The 26,048-nt window shown below is 46.9% G+C and carries 23 protein-coding genes and 6 tRNA genes; 23 read left to right on the top strand and 6 right to left on the bottom strand.

Translation table 11 applies throughout. The features are described from left to right. The first annotated feature begins 22 nt into the window (after positions 1–22). The 6 genes from EYO21_01345 (at position 23) to EYO21_01370 (ending at position 9,199) form a co-directional block, all read left to right on the top strand. Positions 23–784, top strand: coding sequence for a hypothetical protein (locus EYO21_01345; protein ID HIB02459.1), 762 nt, complete (start codon positions 23–25; stop codon positions 782–784). A 61-nt stretch (positions 785–845) separates the two neighbouring features. Continuing rightward, positions 846–1,478 carry a hypothetical protein gene (locus EYO21_01350; protein HIB02460.1) on the top strand — a complete coding sequence of 211 codons (633 nt, stop codon included), beginning with the start codon at positions 846–848 and terminating at the stop codon, positions 1,476–1,478. After that, a complete protein-coding gene (locus EYO21_01355; GenBank protein HIB02461.1) occupies positions 1,469–2,218 on the top strand; it encodes a 16S rRNA (uracil(1498)-N(3))-methyltransferase in 750 nt (249 codons plus the stop codon). The genes EYO21_01350 and EYO21_01355 overlap by 10 nt, the downstream gene beginning before the upstream one ends. Beyond that, positions 2,211–2,555 (top strand): histidine triad nucleotide-binding protein, encoded by a 345-nt coding sequence (locus tag EYO21_01360; protein ID HIB02462.1) that lies wholly within the window; start codon positions 2,211–2,213, stop codon positions 2,553–2,555. Before EYO21_01355 ends, EYO21_01360 begins: the two co-directional genes overlap by 8 nt. An 88-nt stretch (positions 2,556–2,643) precedes the next feature. Beyond that, positions 2,644–6,159, top strand: a complete 3,516-nt coding sequence (gene smc / locus EYO21_01365; GenBank protein ID HIB02463.1) for a chromosome segregation protein SMC — start codon at positions 2,644–2,646, stop codon at positions 6,157–6,159. A gap of 61 nt (positions 6,160–6,220) precedes the next feature. Continuing rightward, the gene (locus EYO21_01370; protein HIB02464.1) at positions 6,221–9,199 is read left to right on the top strand and encodes a response regulator; all 2,979 of its coding nucleotides are present in this window, start codon (positions 6,221–6,223) and stop codon (positions 9,197–9,199) included. On the opposite strand, the gene EYO21_01375 is transcribed toward EYO21_01370, so the two are convergent. After that, positions 9,196–10,533, bottom strand: a complete 1,338-nt coding sequence (locus tag EYO21_01375; GenBank protein HIB02465.1) for an NADP-specific glutamate dehydrogenase — start codon at positions 10,531–10,533, stop codon at positions 9,196–9,198. The two genes, EYO21_01370 and EYO21_01375, sit on opposite strands and share 4 nt — an antisense overlap. Before the next feature lie 382 nt (positions 10,534–10,915). Between EYO21_01375 and EYO21_01380 the strand changes: the two genes are divergently transcribed. The 10 genes from EYO21_01380 (at position 10,916) to murA (ending at position 18,812) form a co-directional block, all read left to right on the top strand. Beyond that, positions 10,916–11,161: a hypothetical protein gene (locus EYO21_01380; protein ID HIB02466.1), complete on the top strand. Its 246-nt coding sequence runs from the start codon at positions 10,916–10,918 to the stop codon at positions 11,159–11,161. Beyond that, positions 11,158–12,345 (top strand): phosphoglycerate kinase, encoded by a 1,188-nt coding sequence (locus tag EYO21_01385; protein ID HIB02467.1) that lies wholly within the window; start codon positions 11,158–11,160, stop codon positions 12,343–12,345. The genes EYO21_01380 and EYO21_01385 overlap by 4 nt, the downstream gene beginning before the upstream one ends. Continuing rightward, positions 12,345–13,115 (top strand): triose-phosphate isomerase, encoded by a 771-nt coding sequence (locus EYO21_01390; protein ID HIB02468.1) that lies wholly within the window; start codon positions 12,345–12,347, stop codon positions 13,113–13,115. Before EYO21_01385 ends, EYO21_01390 begins: the two co-directional genes overlap by 1 nt. Next, positions 13,116–13,454: a preprotein translocase subunit SecG gene (secG, locus tag EYO21_01395; GenBank protein ID HIB02469.1), complete on the top strand. Its 339-nt coding sequence runs from the start codon at positions 13,116–13,118 to the stop codon at positions 13,452–13,454. It begins immediately after the preceding gene. Positions 13,455–13,471: 17 nt separating this feature from the next. Then, positions 13,472–13,556 (top strand) — tRNA-Leu (locus tag EYO21_01400). 27 nt (positions 13,557–13,583) lie between these two features. Continuing rightward, positions 13,584–14,891: a tetratricopeptide repeat protein gene (locus tag EYO21_01405; GenBank protein HIB02470.1), complete on the top strand. Its 1,308-nt coding sequence runs from the start codon at positions 13,584–13,586 to the stop codon at positions 14,889–14,891. Positions 14,892–14,973: 82 nt separating this feature from the next. Next, entirely contained in the window at positions 14,974–15,657 is a 684-nt protein-coding gene (locus EYO21_01410) for an HAD family hydrolase (protein ID HIB02471.1), read from the top strand. After that, positions 15,647–16,015 carry a holo-[acyl-carrier-protein] synthase gene (gene acpS, locus EYO21_01415; GenBank protein HIB02472.1) on the top strand — a complete coding sequence of 123 codons (369 nt, stop codon included), beginning with the start codon at positions 15,647–15,649 and terminating at the stop codon, positions 16,013–16,015. Before EYO21_01410 ends, acpS begins: the two co-directional genes overlap by 11 nt. Next, positions 16,012–17,541, top strand: coding sequence for an NAD(P)H-hydrate dehydratase (locus tag EYO21_01420; GenBank protein HIB02473.1), 1,530 nt, complete (start codon positions 16,012–16,014; stop codon positions 17,539–17,541). Before acpS ends, EYO21_01420 begins: the two co-directional genes overlap by 4 nt. A 17-nt stretch (positions 17,542–17,558) precedes the next feature. Next, the gene (gene murA / locus EYO21_01425; protein ID HIB02474.1) at positions 17,559–18,812 is read left to right on the top strand and encodes a UDP-N-acetylglucosamine 1-carboxyvinyltransferase; all 1,254 of its coding nucleotides are present in this window, start codon (positions 17,559–17,561) and stop codon (positions 18,810–18,812) included. Between the two features lie 3 nt (positions 18,813–18,815). On the opposite strand, the gene EYO21_01430 is transcribed toward murA, so the two are convergent. Continuing rightward, on the bottom strand, positions 18,816–19,331 hold the full coding sequence (locus EYO21_01430) for a hypothetical protein (GenBank protein HIB02475.1): 516 nt from the start codon (positions 19,329–19,331) through the stop codon (positions 18,816–18,818). A 128-nt stretch (positions 19,332–19,459) separates the two neighbouring features. Between EYO21_01430 and EYO21_01435 the strand changes: the two genes are divergently transcribed. The 5 genes from EYO21_01435 to EYO21_01455 all read left to right on the top strand — a co-directional run bounded on the left by EYO21_01435 (position 19,460) and on the right by EYO21_01455 (position 24,353). Beyond that, positions 19,460–19,550: transfer RNA gene (locus EYO21_01435), tRNA-Ser, on the top strand. Positions 19,551–19,944: 394 nt separating this feature from the next. Then, a tRNA-Ser gene (locus tag EYO21_01440) sits at positions 19,945–20,038 on the top strand. Between the two features lie 75 nt (positions 20,039–20,113). Next, positions 20,114–21,538 (top strand): glutamate--tRNA ligase, encoded by a 1,425-nt coding sequence (locus EYO21_01445; GenBank protein ID HIB02476.1) that lies wholly within the window; start codon positions 20,114–20,116, stop codon positions 21,536–21,538. A gap of 26 nt (positions 21,539–21,564) precedes the next feature. Then, complete coding sequence (locus tag EYO21_01450; GenBank protein HIB02477.1) at positions 21,565–22,836, top strand: hypothetical protein; 1,272 nt, start codon at positions 21,565–21,567, stop codon at positions 22,834–22,836. Positions 22,837–22,859: 23 nt separating this feature from the next. Next, complete coding sequence (locus EYO21_01455; protein ID HIB02478.1) at positions 22,860–24,353, top strand: amidohydrolase; 1,494 nt, start codon at positions 22,860–22,862, stop codon at positions 24,351–24,353. A 104-nt stretch (positions 24,354–24,457) separates the two neighbouring features. On the opposite strand, the gene EYO21_01460 is transcribed toward EYO21_01455, so the two are convergent. Further along, entirely contained in the window at positions 24,458–24,697 is a 240-nt protein-coding gene (locus EYO21_01460; GenBank protein HIB02479.1) for a hypothetical protein, read from the bottom strand. Between EYO21_01460 and EYO21_01465 the strand changes: the two genes are divergently transcribed. Then, positions 24,668–25,243 carry a T9SS type A sorting domain-containing protein gene (locus EYO21_01465; protein ID HIB02480.1) on the top strand — a complete coding sequence of 192 codons (576 nt, stop codon included), beginning with the start codon at positions 24,668–24,670 and terminating at the stop codon, positions 25,241–25,243. The genes EYO21_01460 and EYO21_01465 overlap by 30 nt on opposite strands. A 114-nt stretch (positions 25,244–25,357) precedes the next feature. On the opposite strand, the gene EYO21_01470 is transcribed toward EYO21_01465, so the two are convergent. The 3 genes from EYO21_01470 to EYO21_01480 all read right to left on the bottom strand — a co-directional run bounded on the left by EYO21_01470 (position 25,358) and on the right by EYO21_01480 (position 25,586). Then, positions 25,358–25,431, bottom strand: a tRNA-Arg gene (locus EYO21_01470). 9 nt (positions 25,432–25,440) lie between these two features. Continuing rightward, positions 25,441–25,512: transfer RNA gene (locus tag EYO21_01475), tRNA-Glu, on the bottom strand. 3 nt (positions 25,513–25,515) lie between these two features. Further along, a tRNA-Gln gene (locus EYO21_01480) sits at positions 25,516–25,586 on the bottom strand. A 235-nt stretch (positions 25,587–25,821) separates the two neighbouring features. On the opposite strand from EYO21_01480, the gene EYO21_01485 reads away from it, so the two are divergent. Continuing rightward, positions 25,822–26,048: hypothetical protein (locus EYO21_01485; protein ID HIB02481.1), on the top strand; the 227-nt coding region annotated here is incomplete at its 3' end.

Below are 26,048 nucleotides of genomic sequence, written 5' to 3' on the forward strand. Positions count from 1 at the left end.
ATAGTACTAAGGGAGAAAGATCATGAGAACAATCCTTCTGATATGCTTAGTTCTTTTTTCGAACATTCATGGACAGTCCGATATTGATAAAGGGAAAGCATGGTATGACCGGCGGTCTGAAGGGGCAAGCGGCTCTAGGGCCGTGTCTACTCCCATAGATTCAGCCATTTCATACTTTGAAGGCTTACTGGATGGTGGAGATGGAAAAGAGGCCGCTCTCATGCTCGTTAAAGCTCTCTATTTTAAAGGTGAATACACTACAAATAACAAGGAAGAGAAAAAGGCTATTTTCGACCGCGGAAAGCGCTTTGCGGAAAACTACATAGATCGTTACCCTAACTCAGTTTCATTTCGCTACTGGTACCTGGTCAATCTGGGAAGCTGGTCAAAAGCTTATGGTATTCTTACTGCTGCCCGGGAAGGAGTAGCGGACCTTATGAAGGAACATTCTGAAAAGATTATTGAACTCGATCCCGTTTACGAGAACGGAGGGGGATATTTCATGCTCGGGGCTGTCCATTATGAATCACCCTATATACCCTTTTTACTCTCTTGGCCGGATAATGACGATGCTATCGTATGGCTCCGCAAAGCCGTAGAAACCGGCGACGCAAGGTTAGTTCAGATGGTCTATCTTGCAAAGGCATTGCACAAAGATGGGCAGAAAAGTGAGGCCATCACCTTGCTGGAGAATGTGGCAAATACAAAGCCTTCATTCTCATCGCTGGTAGAGGAACGAGACGAGGTTCGCGAAGCCAAAGATTTGCTCGAAGAATACAGATAGTCACTGAATCGTATTGAACTCTCGACGGAATCGTTATAAATTATCCGTCGTGAAGCTGCGAATGAAACCTCGGAGCATTTTCATTCCGGTTCTTTTCATCATGGGGTTGCTCTCAGGTGGCCCGGTGACGGCTCAGACCGATGAGGATTTTCTAGGAATGGGGCTAGCCAAACCCACTTCTGGATTTTCCCTGGAAACTGCTGATTTCGGGAACGGTATGAGTCTTTTCTTCACTCGTCCTATCAATATAAAATTGCAGTGGTTCGGACAATTCAAAATGATGGACGTTACTGGTGAAGCTGAAATGCCTGTTGTTGATTACTGGACAGGGTATGTTTACAAGGCTAATCCGTTCAACCTGTGGCTCATGCCGGCTTTAACTGGTTTCAAGTTCCATCCTTTCATTGGTTTAATCGCCAATAATTTTTCACCTTTTGTTATGGTGGCAGGGGGCCCCGTTATTATTATGGATGTTCCCGAGTACGGGAAGTTCACCTACAAAATGAATAATATTGAGACGACATTTAATGGAGGTTTTGTATTTGGTGCCGGTATCGATTTTATGATGCAGCCCGAACGGGTCATGTCTCTTTTTCTTGGCTACGATTATATTAGTATCGGCGATGTGGTTGAAGGGCGGGACCACTACGGAGGTACTGTCCTGAAGATTATGATCGGCCGAAAATTAAAATAGCCTTGCCGGAGCGCAGACACTTTATCATCAATCCCAAAAGTCTTAGGGGGGACCGTTTTGTCCTGAACGGTCAGGAGGGCCGTCATGCTGCCAGAGTGGCTAGAATGAATTCGGGTGATGGAATTACATTGCTGGATAGATCGGGTGCTGCCTACGAAGCGGTTGTGGAAACTGTGAACGGTGAAAGAATAGAGGGTAGGATTGATTACAAAATCGACCGCTACCACGAACCGGCAATTAACATCTATCTTGGAGTCGGTATTTTAAAAGGGGCGAAGATGGATGCCGTTATCGAAAAATGTACGGAATTAGGTGTTCGTTCTATCACACCACTGGTTCTGGAAAACAGCGTTAAGCTGAGCATCAACCTGCAACGGCTTCAAAAAATTTCCCTTTCCGCCATGAAACAGTGCGGTAGGGGTGGGCAGCCTGAAGTAAATGATGTCCAAAAGCTTTCTGCGTGGGTTGACAAAAGTTCAGGAGAATCCAAATTCGTGCTTCACGATTCACCTGAGAGTGTTACCCTTGCTGCTCATCTAACGTCGTCTTCGCCCTGTTCTGAAGTTTGGCTTGCAGTTGGTTCTGAAGGTGGTTTTTCGCCCACGGAAGTAGAGACCTTTTCTGCTGCTGGCTTTAGGCATGCGTCACTGGGCTCCAGACGTCTCCGGGCCGAAACAGCCGCTATTGTGTCCGTGGCGCTTAGTGAGCAGATTCTAAGTCAGGAGCCGGCTGTTGAGTGACTGTCTTTTTTGCAAAATTGTGGATAAGGAGATTCCTGGTGATATTGTCTATGATTCTGATTCCGTTCTCGCATTCAACGACATCAGTCCTCAGGCACCACATCACGTTTTGATCATACCTAAGAAACATATCCCAACTTTGAATGACATTTCCATTAATGACCGTGATGTAGTAGGTGAACTTCATCTGGTGGCAAAACAAGTCGCTGATGAGCGAGGCATCTCCGGAAGCGGTTACAGGACAGTTTTCAATTGCAACAGCGATGCGGGTCAGGCTGTTTTTCATATTCATCTTCATCTACTTGGGGGACGAAAAATGAGCTGGCCGCCCGGCTAGGTTTCTCAATCGCGGAGAAATTTTCAGAATGATACCTCGGACTTATCTTTTTATAAGAATCATATTTAAATCTTAATCAGGGATAGGTATGTATATATCAGAACTGGAGCTGCACGGTTTTAAATCATTCGCAAATAAACAACGTCTATCGTTTGGTGAAGGGATTACAGCTGTGGTGGGTCCCAACGGATGCGGCAAAACGAATATTGTGGATGCCGTTCGCTGGGTTTTGGGAGAGCAAAAAATCCGCTTGCTTCGGTCAGCCCGCCTTGATGACATTATTTTTAACGGGTCGGATGCCAAGAAGGCATTGAGTGTCTGCGAAGTTTCTCTCACTGTTCACAATAACAAGGGGATGCTACCGCTTGAATACAACGATGTGGAGATTACCCGCCGCATTTTTCGCAATGGTGAAAGTGAATATATGATCAACCGCAACGGTTGCCGTTTGAAAGACATTCACAACCTTTTTGTCGATACGGGTATGGGTGCCGATGCCTATTCCGTTATTGAGCTTAAAATGATCGAACATATCCTCAGTGAAAGCGCCGAGGATCGCCGCCGCATGTTCGAAGAGGCTGCAGGAATCAACAAGTACCGGCATCAGCGGCGGGCGACACTCTTAAAGCTCGACGCCACACATGCGGATCTGGAACGAGTCGATGACATCGTTAGTGAAGTGGAAAATAAGGTGCACAGTCTGCAGCTTCAGATGAAGCGGTACAAACGGCATGCAAAGCTGGTAGAACAGTTGCGGGACAGCGAGATTGCTCTTGCGTCTCTCAGGCGTCAGTTCATCCTGAAAGAATTGGATCCTCTCAGGAAAAATGTTGACACCTTTGGCAAACAACATTCCACCCGTATGGATGAAGAGAAAGGTCGGGAGGACTCTCTTGAAAAATTACGCAAGGAATATGAGAAGCAGCGGGAGGAACTGTCCAAGATCCAGTCTGAAATTGATTCACTTTCCGAGGAACGGCAGATCTGCAGTAATCAAATGCTTATCCTGTCTGAGCAGGAGCGAGGTGCTGAACAGACCATTGAACGCCTGAATGATGAGAAGATTGACGGTGAGAGGAAGAAAAAATCTCACTATCACCGCATTAAGGAGCTGGATGCCGAGTCCGCGGCCTTAGAACCGAAAGTTAAATCGGTGACATTAGAGTACGAGTCTTTGAAAGATACCCTTGACAGTAGCGATGCAAAATATAGTGATTCCAGAAAGCGACTTGATTTTTTGTCCGAAACACAGATAGAACATCTAAAAAAACTAAATAATTCACGTTCTCTTCGGGAAAGAACGGAAGAAATCGTTGATGAAAAATCGCAGGCTCTTTCAGAAATGGAAAAGCGTTCAGCCAATCACGATGAAGATATTAAACGGCTTAAGTCGGAACAGAAGTTGCTCATTGCAAAAAGAAAAAAATGTGAAAATACCGTTCATGAGAAAAAAGTGGAAATGGAAGAGCTGGAATCGTCAATCACCCAGTTTAGGGCTGAGAAACATGACAATACACTGGAGTTTCATCGCATAGCGAACCGTGTGGAGACTCTGGAATCTCAACTTCAGTTTTACAGGGAAGTGGTTGAGAGAGGAGAAGGCTATTCCGGCGGCGTTCGCCACGTTTTGAATAACAGAGGAAAATTTCCGGAAGTGCTCGGTACCGTGGCTGATGTTATAGATGTGAAGGAAAAATACCGCCCGGCGGTGGAGGCGGCACTGGGACCCGTCTCTCAAAGCCTTATTTGCGAAAAGAGGAGCGACGCCTTGCAGCTCATTGAGCAGCTTTCAGATGATGGTATGGGCAGAGTGTGGATCATTCCGCTGGATGCCGTTCTCAACAGAGTATCGACAGCTGAAGAATCCCAGATCGGTGTTGATGCGTCATCTGTTGTAAAGTGCGAAAGCAGGTACCAGCCTATCGTTGACTGTTTTCTTAAAGGGATTCCCATTGTGAAAAAATCCGCTGATGCCGAAAAGTGTCTCACCGGAGGTGATTATTTTAGTAATGTGGTAGACTTGCAGGGTAACCTTTATGCAGGCACAGGTCTCATTATGTCACGGGAGAGCAGTAATGGGATTACACTTCTTGGCCGCAAAGAGAGGATCGATTCTCTGGATAGAGAGATCGGCAAACTGGTTAAACATAGTGAAAAGGTGAAATCGAAGATCAACTCTATGGACGTGGCCCTTGATCATGCTGAGAAAAAACATGGGAAGCTATCAACTGATCTTCGGGATGTTATCGATCTACTAACCCAAACTGAAAACGATATCAACAGAATAGAATATGGTATTTCACAGAATCTAGAAGCACAGCAAGCTACAACCCATGAGATCATTTCCGTGAAATCTGAATTGCTTAACTATCAAAAAAGTCTGGATAATCTTATCCCGATTCTGAAAACTCAGGAAGAACAGCTGGCCACATTTCAGACAAAACTGAATGAGGCAAAAAGGCGGGTGGAAACTGCTCAAAATGAAAGAGAAGAGAAAAACCAAAATGTCCAAGATTGTAGAATTCAGCTCATTTCTCTTGAAGGCAGTCAGGACAATATTGAATTCAGAATCAAAGCATCCGGTGAGGCTATCAAGGAAAATAATGAGAGAGCAGATGCTATCACAATCGAAGTATCATCTTTAGGAGAGCAGATCAAAGGGATGAAGTCAGAGCGTTCGGACGCCAAAAAGAACCATAAAAAACTGTCAGCCAAGTTGAAAAAATTACTTTCGGTCAAAAATCTTAAGGATGATGCTTTTCAGGAGACATATCGCCAGATTGAAGAGGAGGAGCAGGTCATCCGGGTAGAACAGCGTGAACGGGAGCGAATGGCTGAGGAAGCTAAAAGAATTGAGCTTCGTATTGCCGATCATGAAGGTGAGTTACGCCGCATCAAAGAGAGGATTCAGGAGAAGTATGGTGAAAAGATTCCTGATGTGGTGGAGCGAAACATATCAGACAGCGATTTGGCACTGGAGATTGATAAAATCGAGAGAAGTATTGAAAGAATTGGTCCAATCAACATGGCCGTTAAAGATGAGTTCGAAGAGGAAAACAGCCGCTTGAGATTCTTACAGCGCCAGAAGACCGATCTTTTGGAATCGGAACAAAAGCTTCTTGAAACAATGAAGAAGATTGATACGGAAGCCAGAAAACAGTTTTTGGAAACATTTGAGCAGATTCGGACCAATTTCAAAAAGACATTTACCATGTTTTTTGAGGGAGGGGAATCGGATCTCGAATTGATAGGTGACGATGATCCGCTGGAAGCCGACATTAATATTATCGCCAAGCCACCTGGAAAGCATACCAGAAACTTGCGGATGCTCTCCTCAGGTGAGAAGGCGCTGACAGCTATTTCGCTTCTTTTCGCTATCTATCTTGTGAAGCCCAGTCCATTCTGCATTCTCGATGAAGTGGACGCACCTCTGGATGATAACAATATTACCAAATTCACTCGCGTACTCGGGAAGTTTTCCGAAAAGACACAGTTCATCATTGTGACGCATAATAAACTCACGATGGAGGCGGCGCAATTTCTTTACGGTGTCACCATGGCCCAGTCGGGTGTCTCAAAGATTGTTTCGGTTCAGCTCGACTGAGCACTCACATTCATCTCAATCTCTGTTTGTATCTTTTACCTTTACTATGTAATTATAGATAATGACTCGTCTTGAAGTCACCTCACCACCGCAGTGGAATTACCATGATCTAATTCCTTTTCGTGTTCATGAGATCCTAATGGTGGCATCCCCATATGATGCTTACATCCTGGAAGAAGACGGGCGTTTAACTGAACAAATTCTCACTGAATATATTGGGATGCACCTTCATTATGCACCTCATGTGTCTCGCGCTTCTACAGCTTCCGAAGCCATGAAAATGCTGGAGGAGAGAAGTTTTGATCTAATCATTACCATGCAGAGGATTGCGGACATGGATCCCATCACCTTTGGAAAACTGGTGAAAAAAGATCGCCCCGATTTACCCGTTATTCTATTGGTATTTGATGCCACAGAATTGAAAAGAATGAAAGTACTCTTGAAGGGGGATGCTATTGATAAAGTGTTCGTTTGGAGTGGCAATGCGAACGTACTTCCAGTAATCATTAAATATGTTGAGGACAGGAAAAATGTTGAAAGCGATATGGAGATGGGAGATATACGTGTTATTGTGGTAGTGGAGGACAGTCCCCGGTTTTACTCCATCATTTTGCCGCGCATCTACAGAGAAGTAATGCATCACACCATATCCCTTATAGACGAAAGTTTGAACGATACTCATAGGCTACTCCGGTTGAGAGCGAGGCCGAAGATCCTCCTTGCCTCTAATTATGAGGAAGCTGTTGAGTTAATTGCCATGTGTGGTGATAATCTTATGGGTGTTATCTCTGATATCAGATTCCCAATAAATGGAAAATCTGATATTTCGGCGGGGTTCAAACTTGCCCGTTGGATTCGAGACCGGGAAACCGCAATGCCCATTCTTTTGCAAAGCACAAAGCCTAAGGGAGAGACTTGGGCTAGTAAACTTGATGCAAGATTTCTCTATAAAGAATCCTCGACCTTTTTACAGGATATGTCTGATTTTATACGTCAGAATTTTGGTTTTGGTGATTTTGTTTTTCGTCTTCCTAGTGGTAAGGAAGTTGGGAGGGCTTCAACGCTCAAGGAAATGGAGAAAGTGCTCGAAACAGTATCGCGCAAATCCATTGAATATCATGCATCCAGCAATCATTTTTCGAATTGGCTGGCCGCCCGCAGTGAGTTTTGGATCGCTTCCCGCGTCAGGAAGGTTAAGACATCGGATTTTAAAAATGTGGAAGGCTTGAGGCAGTATCTTATTGAAGTTGTGGGAATGACCAGGCAGGCCAGAGTACATGGTCGTGTGATCCAGTACAGGGGTGGAGATGAGGACACGACTGCTGATTTTATCAAGTTTGGAAGAGGCTCTTTAGGGGGCAAAGCTCGCGGACTCGCATTTGCTCAGTCCCTCGTGGAATCAGATGAGTTTAAACAGAAGTTTCCTGGCGTCAATATCAGCATTCCTAAGGTGGCTGTCATTGGTACGGATCAGTTCGAAATGTTCATGGATAAGAATAATCTTTGGACTACAGCGCTGAAAACAAAGAATTCAAAGCGTTTGGCGAAAAGATTTTTAAGTGCACCCATTCCCAAAGAATTAATGATTTTTTTGAAAGCTTACTTAAAAAAGATGAAATCACCTGTAGCCATACGCTCATCAGGGTTGTTTGAAGATATGCAGTATCAGTCGCTTGCGGGTCTCTATTCAACATTTTTACTACCCAACAATGACCGTTCACTGAAAATTCGTGTTGCAAAGGCTGCTGATGCCATTAGGCTTGTGTACGCGTCCATGTTCTCTCAGGAGGTGAAAAGCACCACCGCTTTAAGCGGTCATCACTTGGAAGATGAAAGGATGGCGGTAATCATGCAGGAGGCTGTAGGGCAGAGACACGGTTCCCGGTTTTATCCCACTTTCAGCGGCGTGGCGCAAAGCATTAATTATTATCCCATATCATACATGAAACGGGAAGACGGTGCTTCATACCTTGCTCTCGGATTGGGCCGGATGATTGCTGAAGGGGGAAAAGTTCTTCGATTTTCACCAAAGTATCCGCGCCTTATGCCGCAGTTTTATTCACCTGATGCCATGCTGGAAAATTCACAAACAGAGTTTTACGCACTTTCCCTCGATGCTCAGCAGGATTTGCTAAGCGCCGGAGAAGATGGGAATCTATTGAAAGAAACACTCTCAGTGGCGGAAGAAGATGGGGTATTACGTTATGTGGCAAGTGTGCTTTCTACAGAGGACAACATTGTGAGAGATTCTCTCAATTATAACGGTCCTAGGATTGTTACTTTCTCGCGCATCCTTCAGTCCCGCGGATTTTCGCTTCCTGAACTGATCAGTGAAATACTGACCCTTGGTTACGAAGCCATGGGGTGCCCAGTTGAAGCGGAGTTCGCATGTAATTACTCTGTCAAGCCCGATGTACCATCTGAGTTCTGCTTGCTCCAGATCAGACCCATGCCCAGCGATACATTTGATAGAAGCGTTCAACTCAAGACAGCGGACAGACACGAGGTTGTCTGCTCCAGCACATTGGCTCTCGGTAACGGTTACCTCAATGACATCTACAATCTAATTGTTGTAGATCCTGAAAAATTCGATTTTGCTAATTCAAACAAAGTTGCCGAAAAAATAGAAAAGATTAACAAAAAGATCAGGCAGGGGAGTTCAATTTTGATCGGACCTGGGCGGTGGGGGAGTGCTGATCCCTGGCTCGGTATTCCCGTTCGCTGGAATCAAATCTCCCGGGCGAGGGTGATTGTGGAAGTAGGGCTAGATGGAAAGCCTATTGACCCGTCTTTCGGCAGTCACTTTTTCCAGAATGTCACCAGCTTCAGGATTGGTTATTTTACTGTGACGGATAATAAAGACTTTATAGACTGGGACTGGCTCAGATCTCAAAGGACGCATGAATTCTCAGATGACGTCCGGTGGATCAAGCTGAAGAATCCTGTTGCTGTCTGGATCGATGGGAACACGGGTGATGGACTTATATTAAAAAATCGTCTTGAGTTTTCCGAAAACGGTCGCCAGAATGGTGTCACCTAAACAACTCCCTGATCCAGCATTGCATCGGCTACCTTAATGAAACCACCGATGTTTGCCCCTTTTACATAATCAACTTTATTGCCGTTATCACCGTATCGGACACACTGATCATGAATGTTTACCATGATCCTTTGAAGCTTTTCGTCAACTTCTTTTCTTGACCACTGAATGCGCATGGCATTCTGGCTCATTTCCAAACCTGAGACAGCGACACCACCGGCGTTGGCTGCTTTACCGGGTCCGAACAGGACGCCATTTTCCTGGAGTATGTTAACGGCATCAGGTTCCGTAGGCATGTTGGCCCCTTCGGATACACAGAGACAACCGTTGTCGACAAGTATCTTTGCTTCTTCAGCGTTAATCTCATTTTGCGTGGCGGATGGGAGTGCCACCTCACATTTAACTTTCCATGGTCGTTCAGCTTCGAAAAAATCACAGCTGTACTCTTTGGCATATTCCTGAATGCGGCCACGCCGTACATTCTTTAGATCTATAACGTAGTTCAGTTTTTCTTCATCGATACCGTCAGAATCATAAATGGAACCGGAAGAATCGGAAAGCGTCACCGGTTTGCCTCCTAGCTGGTTCACCTTCTCAGCGGCGTATTGCGCTACATTGCCCGAACCTGAGATGGCCACTGACTTTCCTTCAAATGATTCGCCTTGTGACTTAAGCATCTCATCAGCAAAGTAGACGCAGCCGTATCCCGTTGCTTCCGGCCGAATGAGACTCCCGCCCCAGTTGAGCGCCTTACCGGTCAGCACACCTGTAAATTCGTTTCTTAATCGTTTATACTGACCGAATAGAAAACCAATCTCGCGAGCGCCCACACCGATATCTCCTGCCGGAACATCTGTGTTTGCTCCGATGTGGCGTTGAAGTTCAGTCATAAAGGACTGGCAGAAAGACATTACCTCATTGTCAGATTTACCTTTGGGATCGAAATTAGAACCGCCCTTGCCGCCGCCCATTGAAAGAGTAGTTAGACTGTTTTTAAGAACCTGTTCAAAGCCAAGAAACTTGAGAATGGAAAGATTAACGGAAGGGTGAAATCGAAGGCCTCCTTTGTAAGGTCCGATGGCAGAGTTGAACTCCACCCGGAATCCTCTGTTTACCTCTGTCTCTCCGCGGTCGTTTCGCCATGGCACGCGAAACATCAATACACGTTCGGGCTCCACAAGACGGTCAAGAATCTTTGCATCCATGTAATGGGGATTCTCTTCGAGGAACTCCCACAGTGATTCCGCCACTTCGTGGACTGCCTGGTGAAATTCAACCTCACCAAGATTTCTCGATTTAACAGAGTTCATGAATTCATCAACTGAGCTGTACATGATTTATCTCCGAATTTGATTATTAACCGATCCTATAACTGGTATAATATTACGACACTTCAGCAGAAGCAAAATAAACCTTTTTCGAACGGGTGACAGTTCTCAATGATTATGTAAATTTCACCGAAGGTTAATTTTATGTCGACTTTATTTCTGAACTCACTGTTAAGAACAGGATTGTTTGATCTTCTATACTCACCTTTTTACCGCTTGTGCGATCAAAGGCTCATCACAGATGAAATAGTTTACTGCAGCTCAATGTTTTGACATCCGTTCCACTGCACCCCGTGCGGTTACCTGAGAGAGGATACAATCAGAGCGTCCTGCTCGGTGAGGCCGTCTCCAAGCGTCTTGATTTGCCTTACTCAGCCAATCTTTTGCAATGGTAAAAGAATACGAAATCAAAACAAATCTGACTGCGAACGAGAGGATGGATAATGTCACTGAAGCTTTTACTTCAATTACTCAGATGCCTGTGAGAATTTTGATCATTGATGATGTGCTCACGACCGGGTCTACAGTTTCGGCATGTGCCGGGGTCCTGAAGACGTCCAGTGCGAAATATGTTGCAGTATTAACTGCGGGAACGCCTTATTTTCACGGCCTGAATTTGCGAGGAAAAACATGAGATCGTTGGAGTCTCAGGAGTTTGACAATAAGCGGGTATTGATCAGGGTCGATTTCAATGTTCATATGAAAGAGGGAAAGGTGGTTGACGATTTCAGGATCCGTGCCGCCTTGCCTACCATTAAGCATTGTCTTGATCAAGGCGCATCTATTGTTCTCATGTCACACCTTGGTAGGCCAGGAGGAGTTCCATCGGATCATTTGAGTCTTGTACCGGTGGGTGAGGCCTTATGCGATCACCTTGAAATGTCCATCAAGTTTTCCAACGATTGCGTTTCTGATGATGCTATTGATGTCTCTCAGGATCTCCAGGCGGGGGAAGTTCACCTTTTGGAAAACCTTCGATTTCATATCGGCGAAACCAAAAACGACCTCGATTTTGCTTCTCGGCTTGCGCAGCACGGTACCTGCTTTATCAATGACGCTTTTGGCACAGCACATCGCGCCCACGCTTCCAATGTAGGGGTCACTGATTTCCTACATAATGGCACCCCAGGATTTCTCATGGAAAAGGAATATAAATTCCTTCATTCTGCTATGATCCGCCCTAAACAACCCTTTACAATTGTTCTTGGTGGTGTAAAAATAGGAACAAAACTTCCGCTTGTGACTCGCTTCATTCGCGAAGCTGACAATGTGATCATAGGCGGCGGTATGGCTTTCATGTTCCTGAAAGTTGCTGGTAATAAAATTGGTAAATCACTTTATGATAAGTCATTATATCAAAAAGCTAAACAAACAATTGAAATGTTGAATTCACTGGACTGTGAGTTTCAGCTACCGAGCGATGTTGTAGTTACCAAGGATATATCCTCAGGTCAGGATTCAACCGTTCGTAAGGTATCTGAGATATATGACAATGAAATTGGAGTTGACATCGGCCCTGAAACTATAGATCAATTTTGTGAGACGATTAATAGAAGTAGCACCGTTATCTGGAACGGTCCTATGGGAATTTTTGAGACTGCGGCCTACAGCGGCGGCACCAAGGCTGTAGCAGAAGCCATGGCAAATATTATTGGGAAGGGAGGTCTCTCCATCGTTGGCGGTGGTGATTCAGCATCGGCTGTCCGGGACTTAAATTTATGGAATAAAATGACACACATTTCCACAGGCGGTGGTGCGTCACTGGAACTGCTTGCTGGAAAGGAACTCCCGGCCATGAAAGCTTTGGAAATGGTGTGATGAAAAAACCTGTTGTAGCGGCAAACTGGAAGATGTATAAAACTCCTGAAGAATCGGTGAACTTCGTCGAGAAACTGAAGAAGAAGCCTTTGGATTGGGATGAGGTCAACATTATATTATGTGCTCCCTATACTTCGCTCTTTGAAATGGGAAATTCCCTTCGGGATGATGGCTTTGTGAGTCTTGGTGCTCAAAACCTGTTTAGTGAACGGGAAGGGGCATTCACCGGCGAAATATCCGTCGAAATGCTCAAAGCCTGTGATGTCGTGTGGGTAATTGTCGGCCATTCGGAAAGACGAACGTTGTTTGGCGAATCCGATGAGGATGTCTGTCGTAAAGCTAATGCGGCACTGCAAAGCGGTCTTTCGGTTATTTTCTGTGTAGGTGAATCACTTGAACAGAGAGAGAACGGCAAAACCGCCGATGTACTCCAACATCAGGTGACGGCTTTACTGTCCAAGTTAGACGAACAGCTGTTGAGTATGGTTGTTATTGCTTACGAACCCATCTGGGCAATTGGAACTGGATTAAATGCCACGGGCGACCAGATTGAGGAATCTCACCGGTTAATTCGCGGGTTCATTGAAAAAGAATTTACCAGTACTTCTGGAGAGGTGTCCATCCTTTACGGTGGGAGTGTCAACCTCGGGAACTGTAGGGAATTAAGTGAAGTTAGTGAGGTTAACGGCTTTCTAATTGGCGGGGCAAGTTTAGATGCCGATCAGTTTGCTGAAATTGTAACAACAATCACTGAGGTGAAAAAAGAATAGATGTACGGATTTCTGGTGTTTTTGCATGTGGTCGTCAGTATTTTACTCGTGACAGTGATTCTCATGCAAGCGAGTAAAGGTGGTGGTCTGGCCGGCACTTTTGGTGGTTCATCCACGGCGATGTTTGGTGGACGGGGTGCTGGCGGTTTCCTCAGCAAGGTTACGGTGGGGCTCGCTACAACGTTTATGGTTCTGGCCATTCTCATCAGCCTTGTGAATGTGCCTATGGACAGTGGCGATTCTATCGTTAGAAAAATGGCTGGAGAAGAGGTTGTGTCTCCAGCGGCCAATCTGCCTGTTCCTCTCTCTCTGCCGCAGGAATACGAAAAGGAAAAGTGAGATCTTTAATTCAGTTTGCCGAAGTGGTGGAATTTGGTAGACACGCTATCTTGAGGGGGTAGTGTCCAACAGGACGTGCGGGTTCAATTCCCGCCTTCGGCACGGTTTGAATAAAAAACAGGGTTAAGAATGAAAAAGACAGTATTAATAGCAATATGGTTCATAACAATCTCAACTGCTCAAAGCAGTGATCAACTTTTTGCTGAAGGTAAAAAGTTGTTTGAAGACGGATTTTTTCCTGAGGCGGAGTCCAAACTTCTTGCTGCTGTGCAGGCTGATCCAGCTGCCGCTGATGCACACTTTTTCCTCAGCAAAGTTTACCTCCGTCAGTATGATTTGGATAAAACTCGTGAGTCTCTGAGAAATGCTATTGAATACGATAAGGCAAATCAGGAATACCGCGATGAGTTCGATCATCTGAATCAACTGGCCTCATCCATGGCGAACGCTATGAGATCGCTGAACGGCGGCGATCCTGATGGTGCTATAACAAAGTTTGAAAAGGTGGTTGAGGATTACCCCGAGTTTACTGCTGCCGGAATGTATTACACGGGTATCGCTTATATGCGTTCAGATCAGGCTAGTGAAGCTTCCAAATATTTTCGGGAAGCAATGAGTTTTGATCCCAATTATGAGAGGCCGAGAGTTGCACTGAAAGGTTTGACGGACCGTGCTTACAACGAGGGGAATCAGCTTCTCCGGAGAGGTGACTACGAGGGAGCTGAGGAGTATTTTAACGAAGTGTTGCGGTTGAATCCAAACTACTATCAGGCCTACTTCCAGCTTGGCTACCTGAACACAAAACTGGGAGACTATGAACTGGCACTGGTAAACTATAAGAAAACAGTGGAAATGAATCCTGGGTATACTAAAGGGTGGTTTGCATTAGGGCTCACTTACCAACGTAACGGCGATTATGACAGCGCTATCAATGCACTTGACAGTGCTGTGGGTGCCGACCCCACCAATGTTAAAGCGCTGGTTCAGAAAGCTAAAATCCTAATGAAACAAGGTGATTATAAATCGGCTGAAGGAGCTTACAACCAGGCAATTCAGGTTGACCCTTCTTACGGCGCAGCGTATGCGGATCTTGGGCAGATATATGTGACTCAGGAGCGATGGGACGATGCCATTAGTGCACTCTCTACAGCTACAGCTCTAGATATTAGACTGTACAAAGCGTGGTTTCTGCTGGCCCAGTCGCAAAATGTTAAAGGTAGTTGCGACGATGCGAAGGAATCCTCCCGTTCCTCCCTTGATGTGAAATCAGGTTACGCACCGGCACATTATGAGCTTGGCATAGCTGAGATTTGTTTGGGTAATAAGACAGCCGCGCTTGCATCTTTCGAAAATGCCAGGAAAGACAGATCATGGCGCAAGAATGCTGAGTATGAAATAGACAAGATCAAGAACCCGGGAAAATACAGGAATCCCTGAGAAGATTTAACGGGGCGCTTCGGCGCCCCTTTTTTTATCTACTCTTTCTAATCTGGAAGGCTAGCCTTATTTTTATATTACTATGATCAAAGCCGTTATCTTCGATCTCGATAATACGCTTCTCGATTTCAAAAATATGAAGCAGAATGCTATTTCAGCAGCTGTAGATGGTATGGTCGAAGCTGGGCTCCAGTTGGACCCAAAAAAGTCATATGATCGAATAATGGAGCTTTATGAGACCAGTGGATGGGAAAACCAGGAGATCTTCAACGATTATTTGAAAGAAACTACCGGAGAAGTGGATTACAAATTCCTAGCAGCGGGAATAGTGTCGTATAGGCGGGCACGGGATGCGGCACTCACCCTTTACCCCGGTGTGAAGAAAACACTTATTACCCTGGCGAAAATGAGTATCAAGCTTGTTATCGTCTCGGACGCGCCTAGGCGCGAGGCGTGGCTCAGGATCTGCTATCTTAACCTCCACCATTTTTTCGATCTGGTTCTCACTTTTGATGATGTGGGCGAACGAAAGCCGTCTCCTAAGGGTTTCAGTATGGTTCTAAAGCAGTTGAATCTGACCAAGGAGGAGGTGCTTATGGTAGGAGATTGGCCCGAGCGTGATATGGAGGGAGCTCATCAGCTGGGAATCCGTACAATATTTGCGCGCTACGGGGACACCTTTGGCACCGTGGAATCAGGTGCTGACTGGGACGTGGAAGATATTTTCGAGACTGTTGGTATTGTTGATTCACTGAATGAAGCCTGAGAGCAAACTGGGCACCGATATTGTAGAGGTCTCCCGGATTCGCCAGCTTTCCGAGGAGTACGGAGGACGATTTTACCATCACGTTTACACAAAGGGTGAAGTGAAATGGTGCCGAGAGCGTGCCGTGCCTGAAATGCACCTCGCCGGACGCTTTGCAGCCAAAGAAGCAGTTAAGAAGGCCCTTCTTGCGTCTGGAGAGGAAAATATTCCGCTTAGTGGTATTGAGATTATCCGGCAGGATAACGGCCCACCGGAGGTATTCTTGCATCTTGATCTAAAAAGATTTTATCACTGCCAGGTTTCCATCTCTCACACAGATTCGCTGGCAACGGCAGTAGCCATGGTGATGCCGCAATGAGGATCCTTTCCACGCTGGAAGCAAGAGAAGTGGACAGAGTCACTATGGAAGAGCTGGGTATACCCGGTGTGACACTTATGGAAAGTGCCGGGCGTGCTGTGGCTGCAAGGGTTACTTCCATGGCGGATGGCGGAAAAGTGGGCATAATCTGCGGAAAGGGCAATAACGGGGGCGACGGATATGCGTGTGCCTCTTTACTGAAAGAGATGGAGATAGAATGCGAACTCATATCAACAATTCCTGAGGGAAAGATAGCAGGTTTTTCCAGACATTTCTATGATGAGTGCATAGGTAAGGGGATCAGGTTCAGTCACACTAAGCATTTTGAGGAAGTCGATCTTGGGCACTTTGATCTCATTGTTGACGGTCTTCTTGGCACGGGAATTTCTGGGGAGGTGAAACCTGATGCAGCTGAGTGGATCGAAGCCATGAACTCCGTATCCTCACCGGTTCTTTCCATTGATATTCCGTCCGGTATAAACGGGACCAGCGGCTTTGTTTGCGGCTCTGCAGTACAAGCCACCGCCACTGTAACCATGGGGTTTCTGAAACAGGGCATTGTGGTACAGCCGGGAAAATCGCTGGCGGGGGAGATCACAGTGGCTGATCTTGGTTACCCCTCTTCCGCTTTTGAAGGTCTCGGGATGATGAAGAAAACTTTTGATGAGGCACTCGCCCGGGAACATCTGTCTCCGCCGCCTGCAGAAACATATAAGCATCGTCAGGGTAAACTGCTCATTATTGCCGGGTCGAAAGGTTTCACCGGGGCGGCATGCTTAGCTGCAGAAGCCGCCGTGAGAAGCGGTGCCGGACTGGTGGTTGCTGCCGTTCCGGAGTCCCTTAATTCAATCTTTGAGATAAAATTGACTGAAGCTATGACGTTGCCGATACCCGATAAAGGAAAAGGGTTTCTGGACAAAAGTGCTCTCGATTTTCTTCAGGAGTGGTTCAACTGGAGTGACGCTCTTCTCATGGGTCCTGGGGTCGGAACAGATGCTCAAGTGGGGGAATTGGTGAAGGATGTTATTCACAAGATCAATAAGCCCCTTGTTCTGGATGCGGACGGGTTGGGACACATCAAAAACGATCTGGATATTCTTTCTCAGCTGGGAGACGCATTCGTTATTACACCCCACCACGGCGAAGCTTCCCGGTTGTTCGGGGTCAAGCAGGAGGAAATCGGTGATGATCTATTCAAATTTGCCTCTAGATCTGAAGGACGATCAGGAGGTGTTCTGGTTTTGAAAGGCGCGCCTACGCTGACGGCTTTCGGAAATAAGGTGATTGCCAACATATCTGGTCATCAAGGGCTAGCTACTGGCGGTACGGGGGATGTCCTCGCTGGAATTATTTCTGGTTTTCTCTGCCAGGGAATGCCGGTTCAGGCCGCCGCCCAACTAGCGGTTTTTGTCCATGGCCGGACTGCTGATCTGCTCCTGGAGGAGAGAGGCTATCGCGGCCTCGCGGCTTCTGATCTAATTGAAAAAATATCCGCTGTCATTGCCAGTTATGAAACAGGCAGATAGTCACCGGGCAGAGGCGTATGGATAAACTGGTTATACACGGCGGCCGCCTGCTGAAAGGATCTGTAAGGATCGGTGGTGCAAAGAATGCAGTTTTGCCTATCATGACGGCCACCATCATCGCACCCGGCAGGTACAAAATCAAACGTGTCCCTAATCTCCGGGATACAAGAACGATGATCAGGCTTCTGGAAATCATCGGTGCTGAGGTGAGCTTTGAAGACGGCACACTTCTTATCGATTCCACCAAGTGCGACAATCCGGAAGCACCTTACGATCTGGTGAAGACCATGCGTGCTTCTTTCTATGTACTCGGGCCGCTGCTTTCACGGTTCGGCTATGCCAAAGTTTCCATGCCCGGCGGGTGTGCATGGGGCCCGCGGCCCGTCAATTTCCACGTTGATGCCATGGAGCAGATCGGTGCTGAGACGATTCTGGAAGATGGGTACATTATTGCGAAGGGTGAGCATTTGAGGGGAGGTGAAGTTTTGTTTGAGGTCTCTTCCGTGGGCGCCACAGGGAATGCTGTTATGGCTGCTGTAAAAGCGTCCGGCCGGACATCCATTTTTTATGCTGCCATGGAGCCGGAGATTACATGTCTCTGCGAATTTCTGAATGCTATGGGCGCCAGAATAAGCGGCATTGGTACCAATAAGCTTCAGATTGAAGGTGTGAGTGAAATGAAGGCTGTGGATTTTGAAATCATACCTGACCGGATAGAAACAGCTACCTTTCTGATTGCCGGAGCGATGGCCGGCGAAAAAGTTATAGTTGAAGGGGCGGAGCCCAATCATCTGCAAGTGGTTCTTAAAAAGCTCCAGGAAACAGGTAGCGAACTTGAAGTAAAGAAAGACAGTATTACCATTGAGAGAAAGGGGAGACCGCGGCCTATCTCCGTGGAAACAGCTGTTTATCCTGGTTTCCCCACCGACGTCCAAGCCCAATGGATGGCGCTCATGTCGCTGGCCGATGGCAACTCCACCATTACGGACAGCATCTACCACGACCGCTTTACCCACATTGCAGAACTGAGCCGGTTAGGCGGAGATATAAGGCTGAAGTACAATGTGGCGAAAGTGAAAGGAAAGGAGCGTTTGCTTGGAGCCCGTGTCATGTCTACTGACATTCGTGCCAGTGCATCTCTGATCCTTGCCGGCTTGGCGGCGGAAGGGCAAACAGACATTTCGCGCATATATCATATTGAACGGGGATATGAGAAGATTGAAGAAAAATTTCAATCCTTGGGAGCTGAAATTTCTAGGGAGTCTGAGTAAAAGCTAAAGATTTTTCAATACTTTCAGGATTTCCTTGGCGGTCACCTCAGGGGTTAGATTGTCGGTAGCAACTCTTACGTTGGCCCGTTGATAATACTTTTTTCTGTCATCCAGCATTTCTTGAAGGATATTGCCAGGATCGCCCCCAGCCTCGATGACCATATCCTTCGATTCCATTCTTTCCACTAGATCTGCAACAGGCGCATCGAGCCAGATAGTGGCACCTGTGGTGTCCATGGTCTGGAATATGCTTTCTTCCAGAACGGTGTCACTGTTGCAGGCGAAAACCTGATGCTCCCCCTGAGACAATTCCTGGAGCATGGTCGCCTCCATTTTTCTCAGTGAATCTTCTCCGAAGGTTTCGATGATTTCCTGTAGAGGTCTGCTGTAGATTGCTTCCAGCATTTCGTTTACATCAATGAATGCCCACTTGAGATGGTTAGCAAGTATGCGTCCTATTGTCGATTTACCAACACCTATCATGCCAATGAGGTAAATGTTTCGAAGTGATCCATTCATATTGTTAGCACGATTATAACAATAGTTTCACATTGGAATCAACTCGGACTCAGAATAAATTGACCTCAGTGCATTGAAGCCAATTCTGCCCAAAGTTTTTTCTGGGAGTCCATTGGCTGAAAAAAGCTGGAGAGGTGGCCGAGCTGGCTGAAGGCGGTCGCCTGCTAAGCGACTGTAGAGGTAAAACCTCTACCGCGGGTTCGAATCCCGCCCTCTCCGCGGTTCCGGGTTGGATTATCTTAATATAGGTTTGAGGCTTGTAAAGAAAAGTAGGACCTCCTTGCCAGGTTTTATTTACTGGTAAGTGCATTTAGCCCTAAATGTAATTCTGTCAAGATCATGGGAAAATGGTGAATTAAAGAAAAGGGATTCCTCGCAAGGGAGGAAAGGTTCTCCTTCTTTATTGATTATTAAGCTCAGTTAGTCAGAGGCGGGAGAGGGAGACACCAATAATTTGCTATTTTGGTCACCAGGTTTGCCCGTGTGTGGCAAAAGAGCTGTTCGTAGTATCTTTTAGCGTTTTGGAAATTCCAACTTAGTACAAGTAGCTTATATTGAACGCCAGGAAACGCTTTGTCAGAATATGGCGATAGGCGTAAGCTCAAACATCCTTGGAGGCGTGGCAGAGTCTGGTTGAATGCACCGGTCTTGAAAACCGGCGTCCGCCTTTCGGCGGGCCAGAGGTTCGAATCCTCTCGCCTCCGCGAATTCTCAGAACGTTGCCTTGTGGCGGCAAACACCACTTCCTTTCTCTTTTTCTCGATTCACGACTAACTTTAACCATGCCCATTGTTCCGAGAGTCCGTTTTGCTCCCAGTCCTACTGGTGAATTGCACCTAGGAGGTGCCCGAACCGCCCTGTTCAACCATCTTTTCGCCAAAAAGAGAGATGGTAAATATTTTCTTAGAATAGAAGACACTGATGTTCAGCGCTCAAAACAGGAATATGTGGATCAGATTTGCTATTCTCTAGAATGGCTCGGTCTCAAGTGGGATGAACCCATCGTTTACCAATCCAAGCGGCGGGACCACCACCACAATGCTGTCCGACAACTCCTACAAGGTGGCGGAGCCTATAGGTGTTTCTGTACGGTAGAAGATCTGGCACTGAAGAGGGACGAAGCTGCCAAAGCGAAAAAACTGTACCGCTACTCAGGCAAATGCCGGGATCTGTCGGACGAAGAGCTAAAACTGCGACTGAACAGGGCCGATCCTTTTTGTATCCGGATCAGTGTCCCGGGCGGAAAGACCAAATTCACTGACTCCGTTTACGGAAAAATTGAAGTGGATCACAAAGAGATAGATGACTTTATTATCCAGCGGACCGACGGGTCACCCACCTACAACTTTACAGTGGTGGTTGATGATATAGATATGGAAATCAACTGGGTTATCCGTGGTGAAGATCACTTGACGAACACCCCCAAGCAGGTTATTGTCTATAAGGCTCTCGGATCAAAACCGCCTCGATTTGCGCACTTGCCCATGATTCTTGGCCCGAACGGCCAACGCCTCAGCAAACGCCACGGTGCCATAGGGGTCCAGGCTTACCGGGATATGGGATTCCTACCTGAAGCTCTGCTTAACTATCTTGCTCTGTTGGGGTGGTCCCCCGGTAGTGATCGAGAGGTTTTTTCCTTAAAGGAATTGACAAAAAAGTTTTCTTTGGATAAAGTGGTGAAGAAGGGAGGAGTTTTTGACGAGAAAAAACTTAACTGGGTTTGCGGCCAGCATATGTCGGGAAAATCTTCGCAGGACCTTCTAAACACCATGCGTGAGCTGGAGCCAGACTGGCACAGTGATCAAGATGAGAACTACCTGTTCAATGTTATCGAGATGGTGAAATCGAGGACCAAATCGCTCAGCGAGCTCAACGAATTTTCCGGTTACTTTTTTGCCGATCCCCAATCTTTTGATGAGAAAGCGGTGAGGAAACGGTGGAAAGATGCCTCTGTGACCAAACTGATGAACAGGTACTGGATGAGTCTCCATGAGCTGACCAAGTGGGAGCCTACCGCCCTGGAGGAGCATCTTCGGACACTTGCCGAGACGGAAAACGTTTCTGCAGGCAAGTTTATTCACCCTGTGCGGATCGCTATTTCTGGACATGGGGTAGGGCCGTCTCTCTTTGATCTTATGGCACTTTTGGGCCGAGAGCGTGTATTGAGACGAATGAATTATGCAATTGATAATTTGCCGCCATCCTAATAGATTGATCTGATATGAGGCGATCAATGGTTATAGCTCTCACAGTTTTCAGCCTGACGGCCTCGCTGCAGGCCAATTCTCGGTGGCTCAATCTTTACATTCCGGAGTTTGACAACCTTCGAAACGATCCATCGGTGGCGTGGCTCAGCTCAGGATTCGCGGACATCCTCTCCAAGAAGTTTACCGATCTTGATGGCGTGCGCGTTTACGGTCGTCCGGCACTAGAGAAAATTCTGCAGGATAAAACTATTCTTTTGACGCATCGTGCGGGTACAGACAATATCCTTATTATTGGGACATTCAGCAGGGAGCTAGACCAGGTGACAGTCAATGTTCAAATAATCAACGTCTCCAATTGGGCTGAACTGGGGCTGGTTCGGACGGTGGGTTCAATGAACAACATCACAATTTTAGGGAGTGATCTGTTTGCCAAACTTACTGCCGGCCTTAAAGAGAATATTCCGCCTTCACCCAAAGCTGGTGAACTGTACCCTCTTGGGGGCTATACAGATATGCCAGAAATGAATCGGCAGACGAAAGAGGTCGGGAAATCTATTGGTCAGGCGCTGGAAGGTCTGGAGAAAGCGATGGATATTTACATCGGTGCCCGGGGGGTAGCAGGGGGGACAGTCCCTTCCCGTGGAAAGTTCAGTCGGGAACTCAATTTTGGCACCAAAGAGACCCCATCAGAGCCGGCTTCTAAAGAAGCCATGATGCTGGAAGAGATCCTTGAGTTGGTTGCTGCGAATCCTTACGGTGTTCAGATTGGTGAGCCAAAAGTGGAGGTCGATCCGGAGAACAAGGGGAAAATGGTTTTTCTTTCCCTTCCGGTGAAGTATTCGCTGAAAGAGGATCTCATCAGCGACATGTTGCGCTCTTTGCCCTACACCGGGGTCCGGCAAGAGGGGACACTTACCACCATTGAATTTGCCCGGAACAAGTTTCCCATCTCCAACAAACTAAGCGATCGCATTGCAAAAGGTGAATTCCGTGTTGTTCCGGTAGTTCAGTTGCTGGACCAGAGTGGAAACGTCTACACTACCATTCTTGACAGCGGTGATCCGTACTGGCACAGCCAATCCCGAAAGAATACTAATACCAGAACAGAGCATATTTTTTCACAGCTGGTTGCTTTTACGGTTAGCGGTTGGTCGCTGCAGGTGACCATGGAAGCTGTGGATATTAATGCAACTTATACTGTTGAGATGCCGAGAACTGAAGTGGGGCAGTTGTCGCAAGTTGTTATTGAATTTGTGCCCGAATCGAAGTTACAGAAGTTTCTCGCCAACGTCCTTTAGAACCAAGTGAGGAGAGATTGATCATGAGACAGAATGTCGTTAAGGCAGTTGTGGGGTTATTTCTTGCGGCCACAGGTTTGGCTTTTTCTCAGCCTGGGGAGATGACTTCAGCCAAGAAAACAGCAGCCAAGTGGGTTGACAAGAATAGCAAGTCCATTCAAAAAGCTTCCAAAACAGTGTGGGATTATGCGGAAATTGCTCTTAAAGAACACAAATCAGCAAAGCTCCTTTCTGGTATGCTTGCCGAAGCGGGATTCAAAGTAGAGCGGGGTGTTTCGGATATGCCATCCGCTTTTGTTGCTGAATATGGGAAAGGTAAACCGATCGTAGCGTTTCTTGCGGAGTACGATGCCCTTCCGGGTCTTTCCCAAAAGGTTAAGACAAGTATTGATCCGGTTGTGGAAGGTGCCGGCGGACACGGCTGTGGTCATTCCCTTTTTGGTGCCGGTACCATCGGCGGTGCGTTGGCGTTAAAGGAAGCCATGGTTAAGCACAAACTAAAGGGGACCATCCGGGTTTACGGCACCCCGGCAGAAGAACAGGTGGTGGCAAAAGTTTTTATGGTGCGGGACGGTCTTTTCGATGATGTGGACGTCTGTTTTGACTGGCATCCATCCAGCAAAAACCGAGTGAGTGTTCTCCCGAGCAAGGCCCTCAGGTCGTTCGAGGTGACGTTTTACGGCCGATCGGCCCACGCCTCCGGAGCGCCGTGGGAGGGGGTTTCGGCACTGGATGCTGTTGAAGCATTTCAGACAGGCGTGAACCTTCTCAGGGAACACATGCCCACAACTGGGCGAATTCATTATGTGGTGACCCAGGGCGGCGGAGCACCTAACGTCATTCCGGCGAAAGCTTCCATTTGGCTGTATACTCGTGCCAAGGACTGGCCTGAGGTGATGAAGATATACAATCATGTGGAGACAATCGTAAAAGCCGCCGACATGATGGCGTGGGGTGAGGAGTACGGTAATCCCAAATCGGGCTTCAAACCGGCGGAGATTAATATGCTGACAGGTGTCTATGAATACAACCACAATCACGCAACAGCCAAAGTGATCCATTCAAATCTTTCTCTGATGGGTGCCCCCTCGTACACCAAGGAGGAAGAGAAGTTTGCACGTAACCTTCAAGAAGCGTTTGGTGTTGAAGTGGAAGGCTACCACACGGAAGTTGCGGAGCTAAATCTCGATCCGCCCAGAGAATCAGGCGGTTCCACCGATGTTGCCAATATTTCCTGGACGGCTCCCACTGCTTCATTCGGGGTTAGCAACTGGCCGCAAAATATTCCTGCCCATTCATGGGCCTCTACGGCTGCTTCAGGTAGTGAGCCGGGATTGAAGGCAATGCTCAATGCATGCAAAGTACTTGCTTTCAACGCTATCGATGTGATGTCTGACCCGAGTCTTCTTGAGCCCATGAAAAAAGAGTTTGCCGAGAGCAGGAAGAAGTTTAACTATGAACCGCCGGTAGGACCTGAAGTAAAGCCCAGCTTACCTTCGCATATGAGGGAAGAGTAGAAATTGACCGATTTGTTTCTTTATTGTTTTCTCATTTAATTTTGGTCGTGAGGCTTATATTTCCCTTCCTGGTCTTAGCTAATTTATTGATGGCCCAGACCTATTCAGTCGGCGATACTGTCAAGGATTTTTCTAAGTCTATTTGTTCCAACGGTGAGGGAGATCTTTCCTTTTACAGCTACAACGGTGCTGAGAATGGTGGAGACAACTTTGTCATCTGGATCAACTTCTTCACCTCCTGGTGAACCTCCTGCCAGGCGGAGGCTCCGACCACTGAAACGATCTACCAAGAATTCAAAGATGACGGATTGATTATGCTTGGTGCCGGTTCTGATTGGGGGCAACCGTACAACTGCAGTCAGTGGGCCAATAAATTTGATCTAACCTATCCACTTTTGGACGATTCAGGGTCCAACCTCTTTTTTGACTTTGCCTGGGACGGCAGTTCACAAGCTGGTAACCAGTACTATATCCCCATGAATATTATTATTGATCACAATATGGTGGTGAGGTATCGTGCCTATGGCTTTAATGAAAATGGAGTAAAAAACGAGATTGAAGATTTAATAGGAGAGATGAAATCGGCTTCAATTGTAGGGGAAGAGACAAAGCACATACAACCTTCATTCATCACGCTCCACTCTGCCTATCCCAATCCCTTCAACCCGTGGACCAACATAAGCTTTACTCTTACTGAAGCAACCGTTACTGATATTGTTATTTACAACAGCCTCGGAAAAGAAGTAGATAAGCTGACCGGTAGGACTCTTTTTGATATCGGAACCCACACAATCCGCTGGGATGCTGAGGATGTCCCATCCGGTGTTTATCTAATCCGGCTGGAAACGCCCCTGGCATCCGCCACCACAAAAGCGATCCTGATTAAATAAGAAAACCCATCGTTACTGAGGGGTTTTAATGGGGCAGTAGCCTGTAAGGTAGTCGAACACCTTTTATCCTGACAGGGATCGCGACGTCCTAATAGCTAAACGAACTGTCAAGTGTACACCCGGGAGGACTCGAACCCCCAGCCTTCTGGTCCGTAGCCAGACGCTCTATCCAATTGAGCTACGGGTGCAATTGTCTGTAGCGCGTACGGGATTTGAACCCGTGTTACCGGCTTGAGAGGCCGGCGTCCTGACCCCTAGACGAACGCGCCATGCTGGGGAGTAGGGACTCGAACCCCAATTACCAGGGCCAGAACCTGGCGTCCTGCCGTTAGACGACTCCCCAAAAATTATCGAAAAACAGGCCGACAAATTTACCCGCTCCATTACGCCTTCACAAAAGGAAATCCCCTCATTATCGTGCCTGACCCACATTCCCCAGAAATATTGTTTTCTCTTGCTGACAATTTTATATTCATAGTTGACAACGTCTGTCGACGAGAAGAGGTAAGGTACGTTCCGACGGAATGAAAAATAGGGAGAAACATTAGGTTCTCTGGAAGATGATTTATCTTCGATTGATGAGAATAATAGCTATCGCCATAGTTCTGGCGGTCACAGCCGGGATGGCCCCTCTCTGTGCCCAGGAGGAAGAAGAGGGAGAGGGGATTATCTGGGGTGAAGAGGAAGAAGGTTTTGATGAGGACTTCTTTGGTGAGGATGAAGAGTTTTTTGATGAAGAGTTCTTTGATGAAGGAGAGGAATTGTTTGAAGATGAGTTTGGTGTGGAAGAAGAATTCGGGGATGA

The organism is Candidatus Neomarinimicrobiota bacterium (assembly GCA_012964825.1).
GTDB lineage: Bacteria > Fidelibacterota > Marinisomatia > Marinisomatales > S15-B10 > UBA2125.